The 20,581-nt window shown below is 46.0% G+C and carries 18 protein-coding genes and 3 pseudogenes; 10 read left to right on the forward strand and 11 right to left on the reverse strand.

The features are described from left to right. Window positions 1–209: 209 nt before the first annotated feature. The 4 genes from QTN94_RS04015 to QTN94_RS04030 all read left to right on the forward strand — a co-directional run bounded on the left by QTN94_RS04015 (window position 210) and on the right by QTN94_RS04030 (window position 4,033). A complete protein-coding gene (locus tag QTN94_RS04015) occupies window positions 210–473 on the forward strand; it encodes a hypothetical protein (RefSeq protein ID WP_331417055.1) in 264 nt (87 codons plus the stop codon). Between the two features lie 53 nt (window positions 474–526). Further along, window positions 527–2,998 carry an EAL domain-containing protein gene (locus QTN94_RS04020; protein ID WP_331426963.1) on the forward strand — a complete coding sequence of 824 codons (2,472 nt, stop codon included), beginning with the start codon at window positions 527–529 and terminating at the stop codon, window positions 2,996–2,998. Window positions 2,999–3,053: 55 nt separating this feature from the next. Then, the gene (locus QTN94_RS04025; protein WP_331426965.1) at window positions 3,054–3,734 is read left to right on the forward strand and encodes a hypothetical protein; all 681 of its coding nucleotides are present in this window, start codon (window positions 3,054–3,056) and stop codon (window positions 3,732–3,734) included. A 98-nt stretch (window positions 3,735–3,832) separates the two neighbouring features. Further along, a complete protein-coding gene (locus QTN94_RS04030) occupies window positions 3,833–4,033 on the forward strand; it encodes a DUF4250 domain-containing protein (protein WP_138973282.1) in 201 nt (66 codons plus the stop codon). A gap of 36 nt (window positions 4,034–4,069) precedes the next feature. Here the strand turns inward: QTN94_RS04030 and QTN94_RS04035 are convergent, their stop codons facing one another. Then, window positions 4,070–4,981 carry a LysR substrate-binding domain-containing protein gene (locus QTN94_RS04035; protein ID WP_331426966.1) on the reverse strand — a complete coding sequence of 304 codons (912 nt, stop codon included), beginning with the start codon at window positions 4,979–4,981 and terminating at the stop codon, window positions 4,070–4,072. A 276-nt stretch (window positions 4,982–5,257) separates the two neighbouring features. On the opposite strand from QTN94_RS04035, the gene metE reads away from it, so the two are divergent. After that, window positions 5,258–7,543 carry a 5-methyltetrahydropteroyltriglutamate--homocysteine S-methyltransferase gene (gene metE / locus QTN94_RS04040; protein WP_331426968.1) on the forward strand — a complete coding sequence of 762 codons (2,286 nt, stop codon included), beginning with the start codon at window positions 5,258–5,260 and terminating at the stop codon, window positions 7,541–7,543. A 58-nt stretch (window positions 7,544–7,601) separates the two neighbouring features. On the opposite strand, the gene QTN94_RS04045 is transcribed toward metE, so the two are convergent. Next, window positions 7,602–8,000: an organic hydroperoxide resistance protein gene (locus QTN94_RS04045; RefSeq protein WP_331427017.1), complete on the reverse strand. Its 399-nt coding sequence runs from the start codon at window positions 7,998–8,000 to the stop codon at window positions 7,602–7,604. Between QTN94_RS04045 and QTN94_RS04050 the strand changes: the two are divergent. Both QTN94_RS04050 and QTN94_RS04055 read left to right on the forward strand, forming a co-directional pair. Continuing rightward, window positions 7,987–8,361 (forward strand): annotated as a pseudogene (locus tag QTN94_RS04050) (MarR family winged helix-turn-helix transcriptional regulator); the annotation flags it as partial. The gene QTN94_RS04045 and the pseudogene QTN94_RS04050 overlap by 14 nt on opposite strands. Window positions 8,362–8,415: 54 nt before the next feature. Next, window positions 8,416–8,952 (forward strand): annotated as a pseudogene (locus tag QTN94_RS04055) (GNAT family N-acetyltransferase); the annotation flags it as partial. 50 nt (window positions 8,953–9,002) lie between these two features. On the opposite strand, the pseudogene QTN94_RS04060 reads toward QTN94_RS04055, so the two are convergent. Continuing rightward, window positions 9,003–9,312, reverse strand: a pseudogene (locus tag QTN94_RS04060) (DNA-3-methyladenine glycosylase I); the annotation flags it as partial. A gap of 118 nt (window positions 9,313–9,430) precedes the next feature. On the opposite strand from QTN94_RS04060, the gene QTN94_RS04065 reads away from it, so the two are divergent. Then, window positions 9,431–9,610, forward strand: a complete 180-nt coding sequence (locus QTN94_RS04065; RefSeq protein ID WP_331426970.1) for a hypothetical protein — start codon at window positions 9,431–9,433, stop codon at window positions 9,608–9,610. Window positions 9,611–9,673: 63 nt separating this feature from the next. Here QTN94_RS04065 and QTN94_RS04070 read toward each other — a convergent pair whose 3' ends face one another. From QTN94_RS04070 to QTN94_RS04100, 7 genes are all read right to left on the reverse strand, one after another. Further along, a complete protein-coding gene (locus tag QTN94_RS04070; RefSeq protein WP_138973276.1) occupies window positions 9,674–10,273 on the reverse strand; it encodes a thiol:disulfide interchange protein DsbA/DsbL in 600 nt (199 codons plus the stop codon). A 76-nt stretch (window positions 10,274–10,349) separates the two neighbouring features. Beyond that, window positions 10,350–10,703: a hypothetical protein gene (locus QTN94_RS04075; protein ID WP_331426972.1), complete on the reverse strand. Its 354-nt coding sequence runs from the start codon at window positions 10,701–10,703 to the stop codon at window positions 10,350–10,352. A gap of 125 nt (window positions 10,704–10,828) precedes the next feature. Then, window positions 10,829–11,698 carry a DMT family transporter gene (locus QTN94_RS04080; protein ID WP_331426973.1) on the reverse strand — a complete coding sequence of 290 codons (870 nt, stop codon included), beginning with the start codon at window positions 11,696–11,698 and terminating at the stop codon, window positions 10,829–10,831. A gap of 56 nt (window positions 11,699–11,754) precedes the next feature. Beyond that, window positions 11,755–12,021 carry a hypothetical protein gene (locus tag QTN94_RS04085; RefSeq protein ID WP_331426974.1) on the reverse strand — a complete coding sequence of 89 codons (267 nt, stop codon included), beginning with the start codon at window positions 12,019–12,021 and terminating at the stop codon, window positions 11,755–11,757. Between the two features lie 103 nt (window positions 12,022–12,124). After that, window positions 12,125–14,947 carry an Hsp70 family protein gene (locus tag QTN94_RS04090; RefSeq protein WP_331426975.1) on the reverse strand — a complete coding sequence of 941 codons (2,823 nt, stop codon included), beginning with the start codon at window positions 14,945–14,947 and terminating at the stop codon, window positions 12,125–12,127. A gap of 61 nt (window positions 14,948–15,008) precedes the next feature. Further along, window positions 15,009–16,937 (reverse strand): Hsp70 family protein, encoded by a 1,929-nt coding sequence (locus tag QTN94_RS04095; protein ID WP_331426976.1) that lies wholly within the window; start codon window positions 16,935–16,937, stop codon window positions 15,009–15,011. Beyond that, complete coding sequence (locus tag QTN94_RS04100; RefSeq protein WP_138973271.1) at window positions 16,937–17,569, reverse strand: DUF2760 domain-containing protein; 633 nt, start codon at window positions 17,567–17,569, stop codon at window positions 16,937–16,939. The genes QTN94_RS04095 and QTN94_RS04100 overlap by 1 nt, the downstream gene beginning before the upstream one ends. A gap of 325 nt (window positions 17,570–17,894) precedes the next feature. Between QTN94_RS04100 and QTN94_RS04105 the strand changes: the two genes are divergently transcribed. Together QTN94_RS04105 and QTN94_RS04110 are read left to right on the forward strand one after the other, a co-directional pair. Continuing rightward, entirely contained in the window at window positions 17,895–19,424 is a 1,530-nt protein-coding gene (locus QTN94_RS04105; RefSeq protein WP_331426977.1) for a sensor domain-containing diguanylate cyclase, read from the forward strand. 88 nt (window positions 19,425–19,512) lie between these two features. Further along, complete coding sequence (locus tag QTN94_RS04110) at window positions 19,513–20,043, forward strand: 3'-5' exonuclease (RefSeq protein WP_331426978.1); 531 nt, start codon at window positions 19,513–19,515, stop codon at window positions 20,041–20,043. Window positions 20,044–20,073: 30 nt separating this feature from the next. On the opposite strand, the gene QTN94_RS04115 is transcribed toward QTN94_RS04110, so the two are convergent. Next, window positions 20,074–20,523 carry a tellurite resistance TerB family protein gene (locus QTN94_RS04115; protein ID WP_138973268.1) on the reverse strand — a complete coding sequence of 150 codons (450 nt, stop codon included), beginning with the start codon at window positions 20,521–20,523 and terminating at the stop codon, window positions 20,074–20,076. Window positions 20,524–20,581: the final 58 nt, after the last annotated feature.

Below are 20,581 nucleotides of genomic sequence, written 5' to 3' on the forward strand. Positions count from 1 at the left end.
TAGCTACCGCGGACGAGGATTTTCTTGATCGGGAACTGATTGACTAAAGTGTTATCTCATCAACGTATTGTTTATACAACTCAGCCGAACCAGTTGGTATCTCATTGTTGTCGCTTTCATTCAGCTCGCGAAACGCCTTAACCTAAAAGTGATAGCAGAGGGTGTAGAAGCCCAACAAGATTTGTGTCGGGTATATCGACCGGCCAAGCATGAATCTGCATTTGACATCAAACATGGGTACCGACCATGAGTCTACTAAGGAGCATGCATACTGGAACAAACCTGCTAACCGAATTATGTTGCCCGTTATCAGCGAAATTGATTGGCATACCCCACAATCTAAGGTAGCGAGTCTCGTCAAACAAAACAGGCCGTTCCCTTGGTGTTTAGTTGATGAGTATGGTCATTTTAAAGGTTTAGTTGGCCCGCTAGCCGCGCTTAGTTGCCTTGCTAATAATAAATCTGTCACTTAGTTGAGTTTGTTCTAACTTTAATATTAGGGATTGCTCAACGATAGGATGAGTCTATGTACAGGGAGTTAGGCTCCGTACGTGATTTTAAGGCAAACGAGCAGACAACGAGTACGCAACTAGAATGGCAGTGGGATACTGAGCATCATCAACTGCAAATTGATGAAGATTTGTGTCGCCAACTGCTGAATTCAGACCTTCCTACTTTAACGGGCAACGTACTACTGCCGTGCATGAGCTATCACGATCAAACGGAGCTGTTAGCGCTATTGGCTCAGGCATGTAAATACCAGAGCAAACATCGTTTTTGTTGTTGTTTACAACTTAGTGATGACCAGTGTTGCTATGCGGAGTTAAGTTTTCGTGGTGAAAGCCACAGGCTTGTAACTGGAACCCTGACTCCGTTACTGTTTGTTCATGCGACGACATCAACGTTAAGTGCTCTATTTGAACAACTGTTTAATAACCCTCATCACGGTGTCGTTTTGGCAGACGAACAGCGCAACATCGTGGTGTGCAATGATTACTTCCTAGAACATGCCAGTTACAGTAACCAACAATTGGTTGGTCGACCAATGGATCTGCTAAATTCGGACAAGCACAGCGGTAGCTTTTATCAGAAGATATGGCAGCAAGTTGACAAGGAGGGCAGTTGGTCTGGTGTCGTTCTTATTCAATCATCTCATGGTAAAACCTACCCTCAAGACTTAACTTTACAGAAAATTATCCTTGTCGAGGGAATATTCTATCTTGGCGTATACCTTGACCTTTCCAACAATCTTTACCGGATTGCCGACGTTGAACTAGGTGGCGTTGAGTTGCTCACTCAATTGCCAACTGAAAAGCAGTTTGTTCGCGCCATTACCCAGCAATGGATGGAAAGTGCTGAACCCAATATCCATATGGTGGTCGCCTTTCGCCCAAGTTTTGGACCGGTTGATGATTTTGAACTCAAGTCGATGTTGTCTGAACATCTTACCAACAATAAGGTTGCTAAGTTTGTTGGCTATTTAGGTAGTAACCATTTCGTCGCTTGCTTAGAGTGTGACAAGGTCACGGGGCCAGCTCAGATACGGTTGATTCATCAGGCCATACGCCGCTTCTTTGCCTCTCTCAATCAGTCGGCAGGGAGAACCATACACAGTGCTATCATTAACGGTAGTGTCGGGGTTTCCGTATTGGGCCACGATACCCATAACCCCAAGTTGCTGGTCTCTCATGCCGTACAGGCGATGCTGGAACAAACCTCAGAGCAGCGCGGACAGATTACCTTCTACCATGGAGCTTTACACAAAGAGGTTTTACGCCGCAAAGAACTGGAAGAGTGGGCCGAGAAACTGATCCGTACGCAAAATATAGAAGTCTATTATCAGCCAATCATAGATGTAAAAAATTGGGATATTGTGAAGTTTGAGGCGCTTAGTCGTTTTAAAGCGAACAACGGTAAGATTCTCAATACGCAAGAAATGGTGATGATAGCGGAAGACCTTGATTTGGTTTCGGATCTAGATTGGTGCGTAGGTAAGAAAGCACTGCATGATTTGAATATTATTCAGGAACGTTTTGGTCACCAGCTAGGTGTAACCATTAATCGTTCGTTAAACACTAAGCTAGCAGTAGATGAAGTACTACGCAGTGCTGATTCTCTCATTCATCAATATGCGAATCGACCAGAGATGGTCACCATAGAATTAACGGAAAGTGCTTATTTCGATAGTGAATCTCGACAGTCATCGTTAATCCGAAATATACGTCAGAGAGGGGTGAGTGTTGCGATCGATGACTTCGGTACCGGTTACAGTTCTTTTGCTTACCTCAGTGATTGCAACTTCGATATTCTCAAGATTGACCGTGAGTTTGTTAAGGACCTTAAACATGGGACACACAAATTCTTTATTGTAAAAATGATCACCCAACTGGCACATACGCTGAATGTAAAAGTGGTAGCGGAGGGCGTTGAGACGCTTGATGAGCTGAAAGTGGTGTGCGGTTTAGGCGTGGACTATATCCAGGGGTACTTTTTCTCTAAACCATTGCCTTTAGAGCAATTAGAAAATGCATGGGGTTATTACGATAAACTGGAAGCGTTCCTATCAGGCTCAGAGCACACAAGGCAGTCTGGGATATTGAGTATCACTCAGATTCACATTCCGAGTCTTGCTCCCAATGATAATATCGAAAGGGCGAGAGCACTGTTGAACTCTGATCAATACCGAATCGATTTCATTCCTATTCTAAATCGGAAAATGTGCGTTGGGGTCGTTGGACGAGAAGAGCTCAATTACCATTTGTCACCGACATTAGGGACAAAACTTGAAACCAGCAAAGATTTGTCTATTTGCAAAAAAACACTCAACCGAGTGATGCGAACCAACCTTCACACTATTCGGCATCAGACACCACTTAGCGAGATTTCTAACATCATCAAATCGGGCATAAAACCCCCTTGGCTGGTGGTGAATGATTCGGGAGAGTATTTGGGCATTGTCACCAATCAAGACATTTTAAAACACTTCGCCAATGGCTAAAATTGTTCAGTCTGCTATTATCCGCATCCAAATACTCACTTAATTTAATTTCACTATGGTTCAGCAACTTCTTGCCGTTTTCGCGCCTATGTTGTTAGGGGCGCAGCTTATTCTCACTCTGATCTTAGTTAAAGGCGATATCTGTCCAGGTCAAAGAGGTCGTATTCATAAAATGCTTCCAACCTTGGCGATTCTTTGGCTTGCGGTCTCTTCATTGCGTATTGAAGCCATGATGGTTGTGTTCGCAATTGCTTACTTTTATACCCAAGTTCAAACCAAGAAAACCCGCGATCAAGGTCCGCTTTGGGTGATGTACCTTGCCAATGGCTTGGCGTTAGCCTATGTCGGTATAGAAGTGACGACGCAAAGTTCTCTCGCTGCCAGCCTGAGTGTTCTGATCCAAGTTTTCCTTTTAGGGGCAATCTTGGCTCATCTGCTGCTGACCATTGCTCGTACTCGCTTACAGGCGTTTCATAGAATATTGCCTGTGACAGGTGTAGTTGCGGCAATGCTAATGAGTTTAGCCATACTGCTCAAAGCTTCTGGTTTGCCTGCTGAGGCATTAACCAACATTACTCAGCCGTTACTGGTTGGTTTGGCACTACTTATTACCGCGGTGGTCATTTGGTGTTGGCACATGTTGACCTCAAAAGAGATAAATAAACTGCAACTGGCGATGGCACTGGCATTTTTACTCCTTTCAGCGACCTCAAACCAAGCACTGTTAATGCTGTAAGTTTGTTAGCTTGCTTCTACAAAGATTAGAGCTGAATCACTTCAATTTTCTCCGTTTAGGTCTAGGCTTAGAAGGCGAGTGTGCAAAAGGAGAGGGTGATGGATCTTAGTAATGCCGGCAGCTTTGACAGCATAATTCTACTAGGTATTGTCAACGAAAAGCTGCGCTTGGAATGTGACTCTTTTGAAGAGTTAGTCAGCATGTATGAAATGGATGTCGAAGCGGTGATAGGTAAACTGGATATGCTAGGTTACAACTATGACCCATTGACGAACCAGTTTAAAGCGTACCAAAGATAACGATAAAGGAGGTGTATGCCTCCTTTTTTGTTTCCGCTAAACCGTTTTTATACCGTCTAAATGGCTTTGAGATTGTAGACGGGCAGTATTAAAAAATGCCTGTAGGTAACGCTTGTCCCTATCTGAATGGCGTATGGCGGCGAATAGCCGTCTCCATAAACCATTCCCCAGTGGGATGCTGGCAATCAGTCCCTGTCTCGAAAATTCACTGATGGCCCAGTTAGGCAATGCGGCAACCCCAAGACCAGCAGAGACCATCTGGATCAGCATCAGAGTGTTGTCAGCCTGCTTCCATTTTGCTGGTTCTACGTTGGCGGGTTGCAAAAAGTGTTTAACGACATCCAATCGATTCTTCTGAACCGGATAAGAGAGCATTGTCTGATCGGCTAAATCCTGTGGCTCAATGGCAGGTTTTTGTGCCAGGGGATGGGAAATCGATGTCACCAATCGCATTTCGAAGTCAAATAGAGGCTCGTAATGGACTTCGGATCTTGGCTGAATGTCGGAGGTAATCACCAAATCCAACTCGCCTGCAAGTAGCGCAGGTAATGGTTCGAAGCCAAATCCTGACGAAAAATCGAGCGTCACGCTTGGCCAAGCAAGTTGATACTCCTTGAGCGCAGGCATCAGCCACTGAAAGCAAGAGTGGCACTCAATCGCCATGTGTAGCCGACCATTTACGTCCTCTTTGAGACTGGCAATCTCATTCTCAGCTTTGGCAACGCGAGGTAACACCTCATCGGCGAGCTTTAAAAAAATCTCGCCTTCGGAGGTGAACTTAACTGGACGCGTTTTACGCAGAAAGAGTTGACCACCAATCCTCGCTTCAAGATCTTTTATCTGATGAGAAAGTGCGGACTGAGTTAAATGGAGAGTCGTGGCCGTCGCGGTCAGCGAACCAGTGTCTCGCAGTGTTGTTAGCGTACGGAGGTGTTTTAGCTCGACCATGAATTCCCTTCAGATAGATGTCATTCGCATGAATTATATTAACCTAGCTTGTTTTTTTGGGTATGTAAACATCTAGATGGCTAAAAATAGAATTCCAATCTCTATGAGCCCATTGAGCTAAGCCAAACACCACTATGAAGAAATCTAATAAACATGTTGAATATTTGGAGATTGTTGTCGTGAAGATTTGGCGAGATAGTTTAGCCATCCAGACATCTTAATGATGTTGTAAATGCACAAACAGACGCTAGAAACAGAATCAAAAGGAATCACGACATGACAACAACGACACACATTCTTGGTTACCCGCGAATTGGTGAAAAACGCGAACTGAAATTCGCGCTCGAAAAATACTGGCGCGGAGAAATTGATCAGGCTGAACTGAAACAAGTGGGTTCAACACTGCGTCATAATAACTGGGCGACACAAGCAGAGGCGGGGCTGGATTTTGTATCGGCAGGGGATTTTGCTTGGTATGACCACGTTCTGACGACCACTTTGCTCCTTGGTCATGTACCTAAGCGTCATCGAGATGGATTCCCTGATCTTGATACACTTTTTAAGGTCGGACGAGGTCAATCTCAGGCAAGTTGCGGATGTAGTGGTCATGCGGCGTCAGATATGACTAAATGGTTCAACACTAACTACCACTACATCGTACCTGAGTTCAGCAAGGATGACAGTTTTGAAGTAAGCTGGCCCCAGCTGTTTGAAGAAGTTAATGAAGCGATTAAAGCGGGTCACAACGTTAAACCTGTGCTGCTTGGCCCATTAAGCTACTTGTACTTAGGCAAAGAAGTGGACGAAGGCTTTGACCGTTTGTCACTGCTTCCTCGCCTGTTAACGGCTTATCAAGCTATCTTGGCAAAACTTGCAAAGCAAGGTGTTGAGTGGGTACAGATAGATGAGCCAATCTTAGCGCTTGAACTGGATAAAGCATGGCAAGACTCGTTCAAACTTGCCTATCAGGTGATTCGTAGTGACGTTAAAGTGTTGCTTACTACCTATTTTGATTCGGTCGTTGATACGCTTGATAAGATTGTTGAACTGCAAGTGGACGGCTTACATATCGATTTATCTGCGGCTCCAGAACAGCTAGATGTTGTGGCAAAAAATTTACCACAAAACTGGATTTTATCTGCGGGTGTGGTCAACGGTCGTAATGTATGGCGTGCCGATCTCAGTACACAGCTTGCGTTATTGCAACCAGTGAAAGAGACGCTCGGAGAGAGACTTTGGGTGGCAACGTCGTGCTCACTGTTACACAGCCCTGTTGACTTAGAACTAGAGTCAAACCTGAGTGAGGAGGTCGCTAGTTGGTTTGCCTTTGCCAAACAGAAGGTGACGGAAGTGGCGTTGTTGGGTAAAGCTTTAGATGGTGATCATGAGGCGATCTTAGCGTGTGATACTTACAGTGCGCCAATTCAAGCGCGTAAGACCGCAACGCACGTTAACAAACCACAGGTGCAATCCCGCCTCAACAAGATTACAAAGTCTCTGGCAGAGCGCAGTGCACCCTATGTGGAGCGCGCCGCGCATCAGAGTGAAGTCTTGGGTTTGCCGCTTTTCCCTACGACCACAATAGGCTCATTTCCACAAACGAGCGAAATTCGAGTACAACGCAGTGCTTATCGAACGGGGAAACTGTCTGAGCCTGAGTACCACCAAGCGCTCAAAGGTCATATCGCTGATGCAGTGAAGCGACAAGAAGCGCTAGATCTTGACGTACTGGTACACGGTGAAGCGGAGCGTAATGACATGGTTGAGTACTTTGCTGAGAATCTAGCGGGTTTCCAGACCACCCAATTTGGTTGGGTACAAAGCTATGGTTCACGTTGTGTTAAGCCAGCCATTGTTGTTGCCGATATTGAGCGCGAAAAACCAATTACCGTTGAATGGTCGACCTATGCACAATCATTAACATCGAAACAGATGAAAGGGATGTTAACGGGGCCAGTGACAATTCTATGTTGGACGTTTCCGCGTGAGGACATCTCGCGGAAACAGATTGCTGAGCAATTGGCACTTGCGCTGCGTGATGAAGTTTCTGACCTACAGGAGGCGGGTATTAACATTATTCAGATCGATGAACCTGCAATTCGTGAAGGCTTACCGCTTAAAAAGCGTGACCATAAAGCGTATCTTGAATGGGCGGTCGATGCGTTTAAGATTTCAGCGGCTAGTGCCAAACCAGAGACTCAGATCCACACCCACATGTGTTACTCAGAGTTTAACGAAATCATTGATTCTGTCGCAGCGCTGGATGCTGACGTGATCACCATTGAAACGTCGCGCTCAAATATGGAGCTTCTCAAAGCATTTGAAGAGTTTAACTACCCGAATGAGATTGGCCCTGGCGTGTATGACATTCACTCGCCTAACATTCCGAGTAAAGAGTGGATTGAGGGGTTGATTAACAAGGCCGCTGAGAAAATTCCGGCTCAACGTCTATGGGGAAATCCAGATTGCGGTCTCAAAACGCGTAACTGGAAAGAGACGGAAGCGTCACTCACGAACATGGTTCTTGCTGCTAAGGAGCTGCGAAAAACCTACCAGTCATAGAATTACCCTGAAAAACTAATAATGCCGACCTCAGGTCGGCATTATTGTTTTAACATGTTTAAATCGCTTCGCCATTGACTGTAACCGCAACATCAATATTACCACGAACAGCATTTGAATATGGGCAGACTTGATGAGCCACTTTCACTAACTCAAGTGCTTGCTCCTGAGGTAGCGCTAACGTTGCCACTAAACTTACCGTTAATGCGAAACCACCTTGTTGGTTCGGGCCAATACCCACTTGAGCTGTCACTGGGGCGGATTTCAAGGCAACTTTTGCTTCTCGTGCAACGTGAAGAATGGCGTTAGAAAAACAGGCAGAGTACCCGGCTGCGAATAATTGTTCTGGATTAGTGGCAAGACCAGCGCCACCCATCTCTTTAGGGTAAGAAAGCTCTAAATCCAGTAATCCATCGTCTGTTTTAACTTGACCATTACGGCCTGCCAATGCGGTGATCCGTACCTATAGGCCATTGCTTGAGAACTTAGATCTTACCTATTCGCAGTACCTGGTGATGATGGTGTTGTGGGAGAGTGATGGTATCAATGTTAAGGATCTCGGTAGTCGATTACACCTAGATTCAGGCACCTTAACGCCGCTTCTGAAACGCTTAGAAAGCAAAGGGTTTGTTATACGTGGACGTAGCGAGCAAGATGAACGAGTACGAGTACTAAAACTGACTGACTCTGGAGCCAAATTACAGCAGCAAGCATTACAGATTCCAGCAGAAATGAAGTGCAAAATCCCATTAGAACTTGAAGAGCTCATCGTCCTAAAAAACCTGTGTCAAAAGGTACTGAAAACTCTAGAGGATTAGGCTTCCTCAGTGATTAAGGCAAGGATAAAGATAGTCAGCAGGTAAGAGGAATATATGATAGAAACATCACGACTGATCCTTCGCCAGTGGCGTGAGTCTGATAGAGAACCTTATCGCCGATTGAATGCAGATCCACAAGTGATGCGCTATTTCCCCTCACGCCTCACTAGTGAGCAAAGTGATTCGCAGCTGGACGTTTTGCGTCAACTTATCAATCTAAACGGGTGGGGATTTTGGGCGCTGGAGATCAAACAGACTCAAGAGTTTATCGGCTTCGTTGGCTTGCATCAGCAAGCAGAAGACAGTGGAATCCCTAATGCACCATTGGTTGAGATTGGCTGGCGACTTGATGTTCATCACTGGGGGAAAGGCTACGCCCCTGAAGCGGCTTGTGCGGCGTTAGATTATGCGTTTAGGCAACTTAACCTTGAACAGGTTTATTCATTTACAGCTTTGACCAATGTTCCTTCGCAAAGAGTGATGGAAAAAATAGGCATGCTCAACACTGGGCAAGATTTTGACCACCCGAAATTGCCGACTGGTCATGAGCTTAAGCGTCATTGCCTATATAGAATGACGCGTGAACAGTGGCGACGAACTGATTCGATTGTCACCAGTACTGTAGGCGATGGTCTAACTGATCTCGGCCAGTCAGCGACCATGTTTGCGAACGTACCATGCTCCAATGCCGCCTCATGAATCATTAGAGCATTGGCCTGTATTGACCTGATTTTAGCGTGATGGCGAATGATGCTTGGATTTGCGGCTTTATTGTCCCATTGCTCATCAGACAGCATCAATAAGGGCTCAACTTTAAAACCAACGGTCATCACCGATTTTCCGCAGTTGCTCGGCAGATAACGGGCGAGATAGCAAGGATTCCAACTGCTGTTCACCACCTTTACGCTGAGCCGCTCGATGGTAAATGTCATCAAATTTTTCCAAAGCCAATGTGATCGTCTCCTTTAATAATTGCGCTTCTGACCAGAGCAAAACACAAGTTAACCGCTCAATGACATAGTAGCGCCACAAGGCATTAAAGTCTGCGCAAAAAATAGGAGTTCAAAGAATGAAAAATTTATGGTTAACGCTTGCGGTGAGTATTTTTGTTTCTGGTTGCCAAATTAACCGTGTCGAAGGTGAGTATCGCGATGTTGAAGTTAAGGTTTCGAATAAAGAGTCATCGTCAAGCTCCGACTCAAACTCAACCTTCTGTCCGCCAGGTCAAGCCCAAAAAGGACGCTGCTAGCGGGGCGTCGAAAGTGAAAAAGCCAGAGCAGTGTCGCTCTGGCTTTCGCGTATATTTTCAAGTTTAAAGTGTGAGTAGGTAGTTGACCAACTGGCTGTATTCTTCGAAGCTGCCGATCTGTTCTGTTTTAACGAGATACTTATTGTTGACCACAACCCCTGGCACGCCAGTTAGCGTGCTCTTGTTGAACTGTTTGTCAAAACCACGTTGCATTGAATTAACGACGAAACTGTTATACGCAGAATCGAATTTTTTACCATCGATACCATTGTCAACAAACACTTGGCGAAGAGCCTGCTCATCTTTAGGAGGAGCTTTCAGTTCATGGATTTGTTTAAACATAGCGGGGACCATGGTTTCCTCAGCGTCTAGTGCAACCATGGTGGCGTATGATTTTGCCATAGGCACAGCCATGTCGTTCCCCATGAAGGCAACGTGTACTTTTTCTAGCTTTGTGCCCTCGGGAAGGCTCGCTTTCAACTGATTAATCACTGGCTCGAAGTTGTAACAATGCGGGCAGTAGAAGGAAAAGAACTCGGTTACTTTCGAGGTTGATGATTTTGGTTCTTCCAACACTTTGTAGTGAGTGCCTTGTTCAAATTGCGCAGCGTTTACAGCAAGCGAAAACATCATAGTAGTGAAGAATAATAATATTTTTTTCATTGCTTATTCCTAATGAATTCAATAAGTAAATAGATAGATTGCCTTACAGTGGGAGGCAGGAAAATTGAATCTAGGTTTAAGTGATAGGAGGACGAAATAAGGTTTTTGAACGTGTGATAGCCTTGCCAATATCATCAAGATAGCGAGGGGTCAGTGTCGGTATTTCTTGAACACCGATAGAAATAGACTGCGTCGTTGATAACTTGAGCAGGCAGATTGAAGCACAACAATGATGACCGGAAGCTTGGCTATAGCTCACTAGTTTAGGGCATTGAACAGGGTGGATCTGGTAGTGGTTTTTACTGCTGTCTAAGGATAAAAATGTTGACTCAGCGTTAGGTTCGCTAGCTTGCACGCTCACGATAGCGCTGCTAAAGAGCAGAGCCAATGTAACGATGAATGCGATCATGATAGAGCGACTAACCAACAACAATTTGATCCTAACTAACTTATGGTGTGGAGCTTAACGGATTTTTTCATCAATATAAATCTCCGTTGACCTAGGTTGGGGATGAGTTAACATTTCGGCAAAAAATACGGAACTTACTCAATAGGTTAAATTCTGTTACGTAAACGCTCTCTGAGGGACACTCTTGGTACATGAGAGGGGCGTTTTTCTTGGTATAGGTTGATCAGATTGCCCGCTAACATCAGTAATGCGCCAGCCAGAAGTGAGATTTGGAATTCTTCTGCATAGAGAACAACGCCCACCAGAGCGATAACAGGTAAACGCAAAAAATCCATCGTCACTACGATGGAAACATCGGCTAATTGAAGTGCTTTGGTCATACAGTAGTGGGCGGAGAGGGCCGTCACCCCAATAATGGCTAGCCAAAACCATTGGCTGCCTGCGGGAAATTGCCAATCAGGGACGGCGAGTGAGAAACTCACTGGCAACTGAATTAAACACATCAAAAACAATATCGTTAGTGGGTGCTCTGTGCGAGCAAGGGATTTTGTTGATGAGTGAGATACGGCGTAGCAAACGGCTGACGCGAGCACGATTAATGCTGCGGGAGTCACGATTTCGAATCCTGGTTTGACGATGAAAAGCACGCCAACAAACCCCAAAGTCATAGCGACTAGCTTACGCTTGGTGAGTTGCTCTGCTAAAAATAGGGCGGCAATAATCGCTGTCCACAGGGGGACGGTAAATTCAATGGCAAATACTTGAGCAAGAGGAAGCAAGCCAATACCAATAAACCACCCGTATTGACCTGCGAAGTGAAAGAGATTGCGTACCGTATGAAGCTTTAGTCGGTTGGTATAAATTAAGTGCTGTTGCTGAGTGACTAGGATGACGATGGATATGATCGTTAAGGCTATCAAACCACGGAAAAACAAAACCTGAAAAGTGCCGAGTTGCCCACTTAACTCTCTAGCACCAACGGCCATCAAGCAGAAAGAGAACAAGGTGCCAAGCATCCATGTGGCTGATCGAATAACGATATTACTCTCCTTAGTTAAAATGTAACAAGCGTCTACTTCCTACTGCTTGTGAGGACTCGCGTCAACTTATGCCCGATAGCGAAGAAAATGATGCACACACCGAGTGTGAGCAAAATGGAATAAGCGTAACCGAGACCGGCGGAAACACCGAATCCCCATACAAAGGAGAAGACCAGTCCCTGAAGCGCTTGATAAGGCCATTGAATGATCGGAAAGTGAGAATCGCCCGCAAGCAGGTAGATAAGTGCCAGCAGACTAACTGAGGCAGTGAGTAAGCCGATTAAGTTCTCTTTTTTCATGCGCTGTTTACGTCGTAAAAAGAAGATATTACGAGTAATTTCAGTAGCTGGCTAGAGGAATGTTTGATGCAGACAGCCAAGCATAAGGCTGTCTGCAATCTGGTTAGTGGTGAACCAGTGTCAGACCACTTGGAAGTGCGTCACCGAATACTCGTTTGGATTCACTGTCGGACAACGCCTTGACCTGTTCAACCAGAAGGAGCCATGAGTCGGGAACCTTACTCTGTTTTAGCTTCGCTATGACTTGAGCTCGGACATCGTCGCTAATATCGAATAGGCGATCGCCCGTCTTGCGGCAAATCATCACCGCAGCAAAAGCGATCATTGGTTCTTTCTGCCAGTTTTGTTCAAGTAATTTAGGTAACCACTGTTCCACTTGCTCGCGAGAAATGACGGCGTGTTGGCTGCCATAAAGGGGAGTACGTGATGCGAGTCGACCTAGCGCCCACCAGTGAGCCTGTTCAAACTGGTTAAAGTTGATGGCCTTGCTTAAAAACCATGACGCAAGTAAAACCTTATCTTCGACCTCAAGATGCTCAAGAGAGGCTGCCAAGCGAACCATGGACTCATAGCCCATATCTTGCGCTGCTTTCGCTGATTGAGGGTTCTTCATCGCGCCTGGATGAAGGTATTTTGCAATGTCTGCTAAAATCGTTTCCTGCTGTTCTTGGTTTAATCCACCAGCGATGCGACGCCAGAATACCCACCAGTCAGTCCATCCCTGATGGTTTTTGAATTGAATACCTTGCTGGTAGAGTCCCCACACTTGCTCGATCCGCCAAGAGTCAGTGGCATCGCCAAAGCCAGGTCGCATCGCAAAACCCGCAAGACGAAGCCAGTTTTTCTCGTGTTGCTCTGAGCGACGTCGACGTTTGCGGCCGAGTGCAAAGGAATCAAACAACTGACGCAGCGTGGTGAAGTCCCAATCGTCGCGCTTACCCAGTTTTTTCTCTAAATCTTTCGCGAGTGTCTTAATTTCATTCGATTCAGCGCTTTTTTTATTGCCACTGTAGATGCGAGCAATCAGCTCTTTGCATTCATTCAATCGAGGATGCAGTGCTTGCTGTTGGTCTTGTTCGGCTTTTTGATTACGGACTTCGAATTCCACAGCCCAGCGCTTGGTGTCATCCTCAGTATGAACACACTCCATTTTAAGTGTGCCTACTTCCGTCAACTGGCAAGCCAATTGCACTTCAACACGCTCTTTTTGGTTAGCCTGCAGTTCAACCCCTTCGCCTTGCAAAGTAGAGATGTAAGGGGGAAGAGGCGCAAATAGGTCAGGATCGACATCGACCATAACACCGTTCTGGATGGCCGTCTTGTTAGCAAGTGTATCGTGAGTCGTGGTGAGAAGATTGAAACGAACAGGCTCACCCAAAGTGAGAGAGAAGCGACGTCCGCTTAAGCGGATTTCATGCCCTTCTTCCGTTCCTTTGGCTAATAGACATAATGCTTTGCCCATTTTGTTCTTTTCTTGCAGATGCAAAAAGTAAGAACGGGCTGCACCACCACCAATCTTTAACTGAGCACCACGGCGTGCTTTGCCAAAGGCGACAGCACCCAGTGCGACAGACCAGTCAGGATGAGGGTTGTCGAGTACAGTAACCGCCGAACCTCGCCAGTTGTTGAGAAGCCTAGTCACACGTTCAGTCACGAGTTCACTGTTGAACACGCCCCCGTTGAGTAGAAGCCCTACAGGGATAGCCGGTTGGGATTCATCTTGCTGGTTAAGTGCGGCATAGGAAACTTGCTGGTGTTGATTTAGGAATTCAGCGATGTGCTTACTAACAGCAGGATCGGCGACATAAGGCAGGCCAAATTCGACAACGGCGCTTCGTCTCTTATCGGGTGTGTGGTTAAAGTCGGAGAGAGGGAAGAAACCATCGAGTGCGATTTGGTGAACTTCCTCTTTGCTGAGTGCAATACTTTTGGTGCCACCAAGCAGCTTGGAACCGCTACCCAACATAGTAATTTTAACTTCTTCAGGCGCGTCAGAAGAAAGCAGGTTTTCTTTTGCTTTGCGTGTTTGCTGAATAAGCTTGGTTAAGCAAGCTGCATTGAGTTTTTTACTTTGGCTGAATCGCTGTTCTGCTAAGTGAGCTAGGGCGAGATCGAGGTTATCCCCCCCCAGCATTAGATGTTCACCAACGCCTATACGATCGAGATTGAGTGCTTCGTCATGGTTGGCATCGGGGTTGAAGCGAGCTTCGATTAAACTCAAATCGGTAGTACCACCGCCCACATCACACACCAATATTAAGGGCAGTTGTTTCAATTCATCGGCAGCACTGTGCTGGTGGCGTGCATACCAATCGTAGCAAACGGCTTGAGGTTCTTCGAGTAAGACGATCTTGTCCAGTCCGGCCAGTTGAGCGGCTTCTAGGGTCAACTTACGCGCGGTTTCGTCAAATGATGCAGGAACGGTTACGACGACATCTTGGTCTTCCAGCTTATTACTAGGATGACGGTAGTTCCATGCTTGTCGAATATGGTTGAGATAGCTTGCACTGGCGATGACCGGCGATACTTTGTCGACATCTGTTGCTCCTGCCCAAGGAAGAATATCAGAGCGGCGATCGACCGCTTGGTGTGATAACCAGCTTTTAGCACTTGATACCTGACGGCCCTCCACTTTGGCGCCCAGTTCACGAGCCCATTCGCCGATAATGACATTGGGAATATCGCCAGCAACGGGCTGCTCGTCCCAAGGTAATGTCAAATCAAGCGGAGATATCTGACCCTGTGCGGGATGGTAGCGAAAAGAGGGAAGAAGCGGCTTTCTAACCACTTCGCCAGGTCCGATAAGCTGGTCAATGTCGAACAGGGACACGTTGGAATGTTGTAGGTCGTCAGTAATTTCACAGAATGCGACAACCGTATTGGTTGTACCTAAATCGATACCGACTAAAAAACGAGGCGATGCCATAGAACAAAACCCTTGTTTACGAGATAAGGAAAAGCGGCACCAAAAGGTGCCGCTTAAATTTTTATAGTGATTGTGTATTCGAGCTTGCGTCTTCGCGCACGTCAAACTCTACATGCCATTTTTGGCCATTGTCGGCAGCGATAGCTTCTAGGTATAGCGTGCCGAGCTCAGTAACGCGTGAGGCTAGGGTAACCGGCACGACTTCGCCTTCACGGCGACCTTCGGTGACGGGTAGTGTTACCTGAATTTCTGGTAGCTCGTCTAGCTCTTCTGGTGCCCAGTGGTCAAGATGTGTCCCAGCCTCATCGTCACGGCGAACCGTAGAACCAAAGAACTGGAAGTTGACAGGCTGACCAATGATCAGACCAAATTCCTGACTTGGTACATTAACTTGAGAACCTTCTTCCATGCCAAATGGTGCAACACATAATGCTTCCATTGGTGGAGCCATACCAGGAATGGCTGGCATCGCACTTTCGATCCCCACATAGTAGCTTGAAGCAATACCACCGCGGATACGTACGCCCTGACCACGACGAACAGCACCATAGTAAGAGGCACCACTTGCGACTGCAAGATCTAGGTCAACGCCAGTGAGTCGTTTTGCCATTTCACAGTCAGCATCAATCAACCACTCATTGATGGTCTCTTCAAGACGGTGAGCGAGCAAGTTAGATTTAAGTACACCACCATTAAACAAGATAGCAGTAGGCTTAATAAAATCACTCGATGGTTGAGCACTGCCACCCATGCCAGGCATATTGGCAAAAGGATTGAAGTCTTGAGCCGGATTCTCGCCGTTTTGAGCATTGGCCTGTTTCGTTAAAAAGGCGGCGATGTGGCGTGTGATGCCTGCATCCTGAGCGTAAGGCAGCCCCATTTGAGTTAGAGCACCACGGTTACGCTGCACAGGTTGTTCAGTGACCGCCACTTTAGGGAAAAATCCATCAACAAGGGTCTGTTGAACTTCCTGCTGTGTTAGCTCAGTTTTTAAAGTTGCGCCTAGCAGCTTAGAGCCGCGACTAGGTACCACAATAGGAACCGACTGTAGCTCGCTATCGTTGAGAAGGGCCTCTTTCGCGTCGCGACAAGCGTGTGTCATGGCTTGAACTTGCCACGGCTGAAGTTCTTTCCCTTCTTGAGCTAGTTTCATTTTCAAGCGATAGGCGAGGGCGAGATCCATGTTGTCACCGCCAAGGAGTATATGTTCACCAACCGCGATACGATTCAGGGTGAGATTGCCTTCATCCTCAGTCACTTCAACCAAAGAAAGGTCGGTTGTACCACCACCGATATCGACAACCAGAACGATATCGCCAACCGAAACCTCATCGCGCCACTTGTCATTGCTGTTATCAATCCAGTTGTACAACGCTGCCTGAGGCTCTTCAAGTAAAGTAAGGTGGACAAAACCCACGTTGCGAGCGGCTTCTGCGGTCAAATCACGTGCAGCAGGGTCAAACGATGCCGGTACGGTGATGGTCACGTCCTGATCGGCAAGTAGATGATTCGGATTTCTGTAATCCCACGCTTGTTTTAGATGCTCTAAATAGAGCTCAGTCGCTCGCAGAGGTGACACTTTTTCAACCTCTTCTGGGCTGCCTGCGGGTAGGAAAGCGTCACGGCGGTTTACACCACCGTGACACAGCCAAGATTTTGCACTAGCAATCAAACGAATCGGTGTTTTTGAGCCTAGATTTCGCGCAATTGCACCAACGAGCGCGGTTGGCTGTGATGTCCATGGAAGGACTCGAGACACAGGGTTCATCTCGTGCTCATGAGGCTGGTATAGGAACGAGCCCAACTGATTCCGATTCTCCACGGTGCCAGGTGCGGTTAGTTGTGGAATCGCCATAACTTCAACACGCGCGTTTTCATCGGTTGTATCGACGTAAGAAAGCACACAGTGAGTGGTGCCTAAGTCGATACCCACACTAAATTTAGCCAGCGGCTCTTGAGTCGGTTGTTGAGCAATGTTTTGCGTTTCCATTACAGCTCTACCTCTGCAGGAGCAATAACGGTTGCGTCATAGTTCTCAGCCAGCTTTGGCAGATTCATCGAACTTGCTTTCCAGCCTTTGTGAACGAGTGTGCCATGGAATGGTGCACTGCCCGTTACGTTACCTGTAAGGCGAACTTGTTGTGGGTTGAAACCTTGTTCAATAGTGATTCGCGTCTCTTCGTCTTCATTGCGAATATGTTCTAGTGTGACGTAGTCACTAAGCACTTTCTGACCACCGGTGTGGATAACACGAGCGGCTGCACCGACTTCTTCATCTGAGAATGAAGTCAGGTCTTCTTTGAGGAAATCAATCAATCGTGCTTCTTGCTGCATTAGCGCAAGGAGTTGCATCGCCGAGTCGGTTGAAGCGGTTGCAAGTTTTGATTCTACTTCGACGACTTTCTCGACGATTTTTTCGACTTCAACGACTTTTTCAACTTCAACGATCTTTTCGACAGGTTTTTCGACTTCGACGATTTTTTCAACTGGCTTCTCAACCACTTTCTCGATCACTTTAGATTTGCGAGACACCGCAATAAGAAGAAGTAAAACGCTTGATGCAGCGAGGCCTGCGTGAAGCATATCGAACGTTTGAGGGATCATTTGTAAATCGAACGTCATGACATTTCTCTTAACTATTTAATGAAAGGAGAGATTGGCTCAATCTCTGCTTTGGTTCTCAGCTTGGAACGAGAACCACGTTATTCTGATAAATTGGGGCAGATAGTAACATAATCAAGTCGCCATTCGGCTAGTAAAACAAGTCTTATCAGGAATTTTAGTCACCGTTTGGTCTGTTTTTGACCGAATTTTGCCGCAAAAAGAGGCATGCGCCACGAAACGTAAATTGTTTCATATCAAATTGTTGTTTGCGCTTTAAGTCATCAATTGGATAGGGCTACAATGTGACCGATATTTCGACAAAGCTGTAAACATAAAATGCGTTATGCAACGACTTAATAAAAAGCACTTCCTTTATCCCTTCTTAACATTTCTATTTTCTCTGTTCGTTGCATTTTATGCGGTTTACTTTGCGTATCAGTCACAGCTGAAATATACCATCTCGTTAGTCGATAAACTGGCTGACCAGCAAGCAGAAAATCTCCAACAAATTGTTCAGAGTGATCTCCATTTTATCGGTGCTGGGGCGAACTTTTTTCATTCTACGCAACCACAGGATTGGGACAGATTTCCGGTTTTTGCTGATCAAGTGGTTTCGTCTTCACCAACGCTGATCGCTTTGCAATGGATGCAACGTGTCGAGAAGCAGGATATTCCCAGTCATATTGAACAGGTTCGGAAAACATTTCCTGATTTCAATATTTACACAGTACCCAAAGATGGTGAGAAAACAACCGGCTATATCATGACGGATAACCAACCTGTCTACACCGCTTCTGATGTTTATCCTCGCAGCCCAGAAAACATCAGCGTATTGGGTTACTACTCGTCGCGTGAGCGCTTTCAACGAGTACTGAATAACATAACGATGAAAGGCGAGCCAAGCGTATCGGATAAAGTTCGTTTGCTACAAGATGGTCTCGACAGGAGTATTACGAAATCGGGTCTTCTTGTTTATCACCCAGTGTTCGATTTAGAAAACGAAGATCAACTGATTGGTGTGGTAATTGGTGTTATACGTTCAACCAAATACTTTGAATCGATTGTGGTAAGAACCACAACGGAACAGGACTTATTAGTACAAGTTACGGACATGGGGTTTGATGCCGAAGATGATCCTATCCTCTACCGCAGCCCAAACTGGAACTACACCCAAGGTATCGAGATTACTAAACGCGTGGTGTTGCCCAATCGTGAATGGCTAGTCGATTTTAAACTCGACAGGCAGGTTACCCGCAATGACTCTTTGGTGCTCGCAGCTATCTTTCTCTCTGGCCTAACGATCGCTTGTCTGTTGAGTTTTATTGTCTATTTGCTAGTGAGAGACAAAGAGCACTTAGCGGTACTTCTCGATGAGCGTACTCAGGAGCTACAGTTCCTAGTTGTGCATGACTCTTTAACGGGTATTTATAACCGTAGAGCGTTTAACCAGTATTTACGCGAGCTGGTCAAAACCAATCAGAGCTTTGCCCTGATCACCTTTGACATTGATAGATTTAAGTTAATCAATGATCACTTTGGTCATGTTGCAGGTGACGAAATGCTTGTGTGTGTCGCGAAACTTATTCAACAACATTTGGTTAAAGAAGATATCTTTGTACGTATGGGCGGCGATGAGTTTTGTATTCTTTCTAAAGTCACGAACAAAGATCAGTTAAGAGATTATCTGAATGTAATTCGTTGTGCAGTCGCTGAGCTTGTGCATACCCATGGTGGACAAAAGATTCGTTGTACATTGAGTATTGGCGCTGCCATTAGACGTCACGAAGATGAGGAGAGCATAATGCAAGTCTCTGACGCACAATTGTACAAGAGTAAACAGACTGGCCGTAATTGTGTATCAATCGCGGAATAACTGAGCACTCAACGGCCAAGCAGTCGAGTTTTTCAAATTTCTGATGTAGAATTTTGCGCTTTCACAATATTGTCAACAAAGGCGAACCATGAACCATAACCGTGTAGTTTGTTTCGATTTGGAAATGTGCTGTTGGAATGAAAACGGTGTCGGTACCACTGGCGAAATTATTGAAGTCGGGCTTGCGGAAATTGATCTCGCTAGCGGTGAAATTGTTAAGAGAGCTCAGTACTACGTTAAACCTGAGCGCGATGAAGTGTCACTGTTCTGTTCTCAATTGACCGGAATTACACCGCGAAAAATAGAAAAACAAGGGCGTCCGCTTAGCGAAGTGATTAAGTCGATGGTGAAAAACTTTGGTGGCACAAATAAGATATACGCCGCTTGGGGGCGAGATGATCGCGTGTTGCGTGCGGAGTGCAAAGCAAAAGGGATTGATATGCCCTTCAATGAATTCATCAACCTTGCTACTTTATATCGGATTCAAAACCGCTTGAAAGACAAGAGAATAGGTCATAAAGCCGCTCAAGAAAGTAAAGGTATTGAGTGGGAAGGTCGCCAGCACTCTGGTTACGTAGACGCGTACAACTTAGCTAAGCTGGCACTGACAATGCTGTGATAAAAACGAAGGGAGCTCACGCTCCCTTTTCTATTTTTGGTCAGTGACCGACAACTTGGCGCGAATAAACTCACTGTGGTCAACGTAGAGTAACTCGGCAGTTTTTCGAATCACAGAGTCTTCTAATGGGTCGATTTGTCCATCGGCGTTCGCCACTTGCCACATCGCTTGTATCAAATCAAAACGTTTTTCTTGGCTCAGTTCTCTAAGTTGAGAGGTGAATTCATAGAGTGATGAAGCCTCTTTGCTGTTTTGTTCCGCTCTTGCGAGCAGACCTCTTGCCTGATTTTCATCAATCGCGAGAAGTTTTTCGAGTAGATGTCTCTTGGCTATTTTTTCTTGTTCACTGACCTGATGATCGGCACCGGCAACCTCGCACAGAAGGGAAGCGATAGCCAGAGTTGGCTCGCCTGTGTTAGCGTGTCCCAGATCTTGCCCATCAAGGAGTTGCTTAAAGAGTTGGGTAATGGAATTCAACATAGTTGTTGCCTCAAATTCGTCTCTACAGCTATAGATAGTGATGAATAGCTGCAATAAC

It is taken from the genome of Vibrio sp. M250220, from assembly GCF_036533795.1.
In the GTDB taxonomy this organism is placed as follows: domain Bacteria; phylum Pseudomonadota; class Gammaproteobacteria; order Enterobacterales; family Vibrionaceae; genus Vibrio.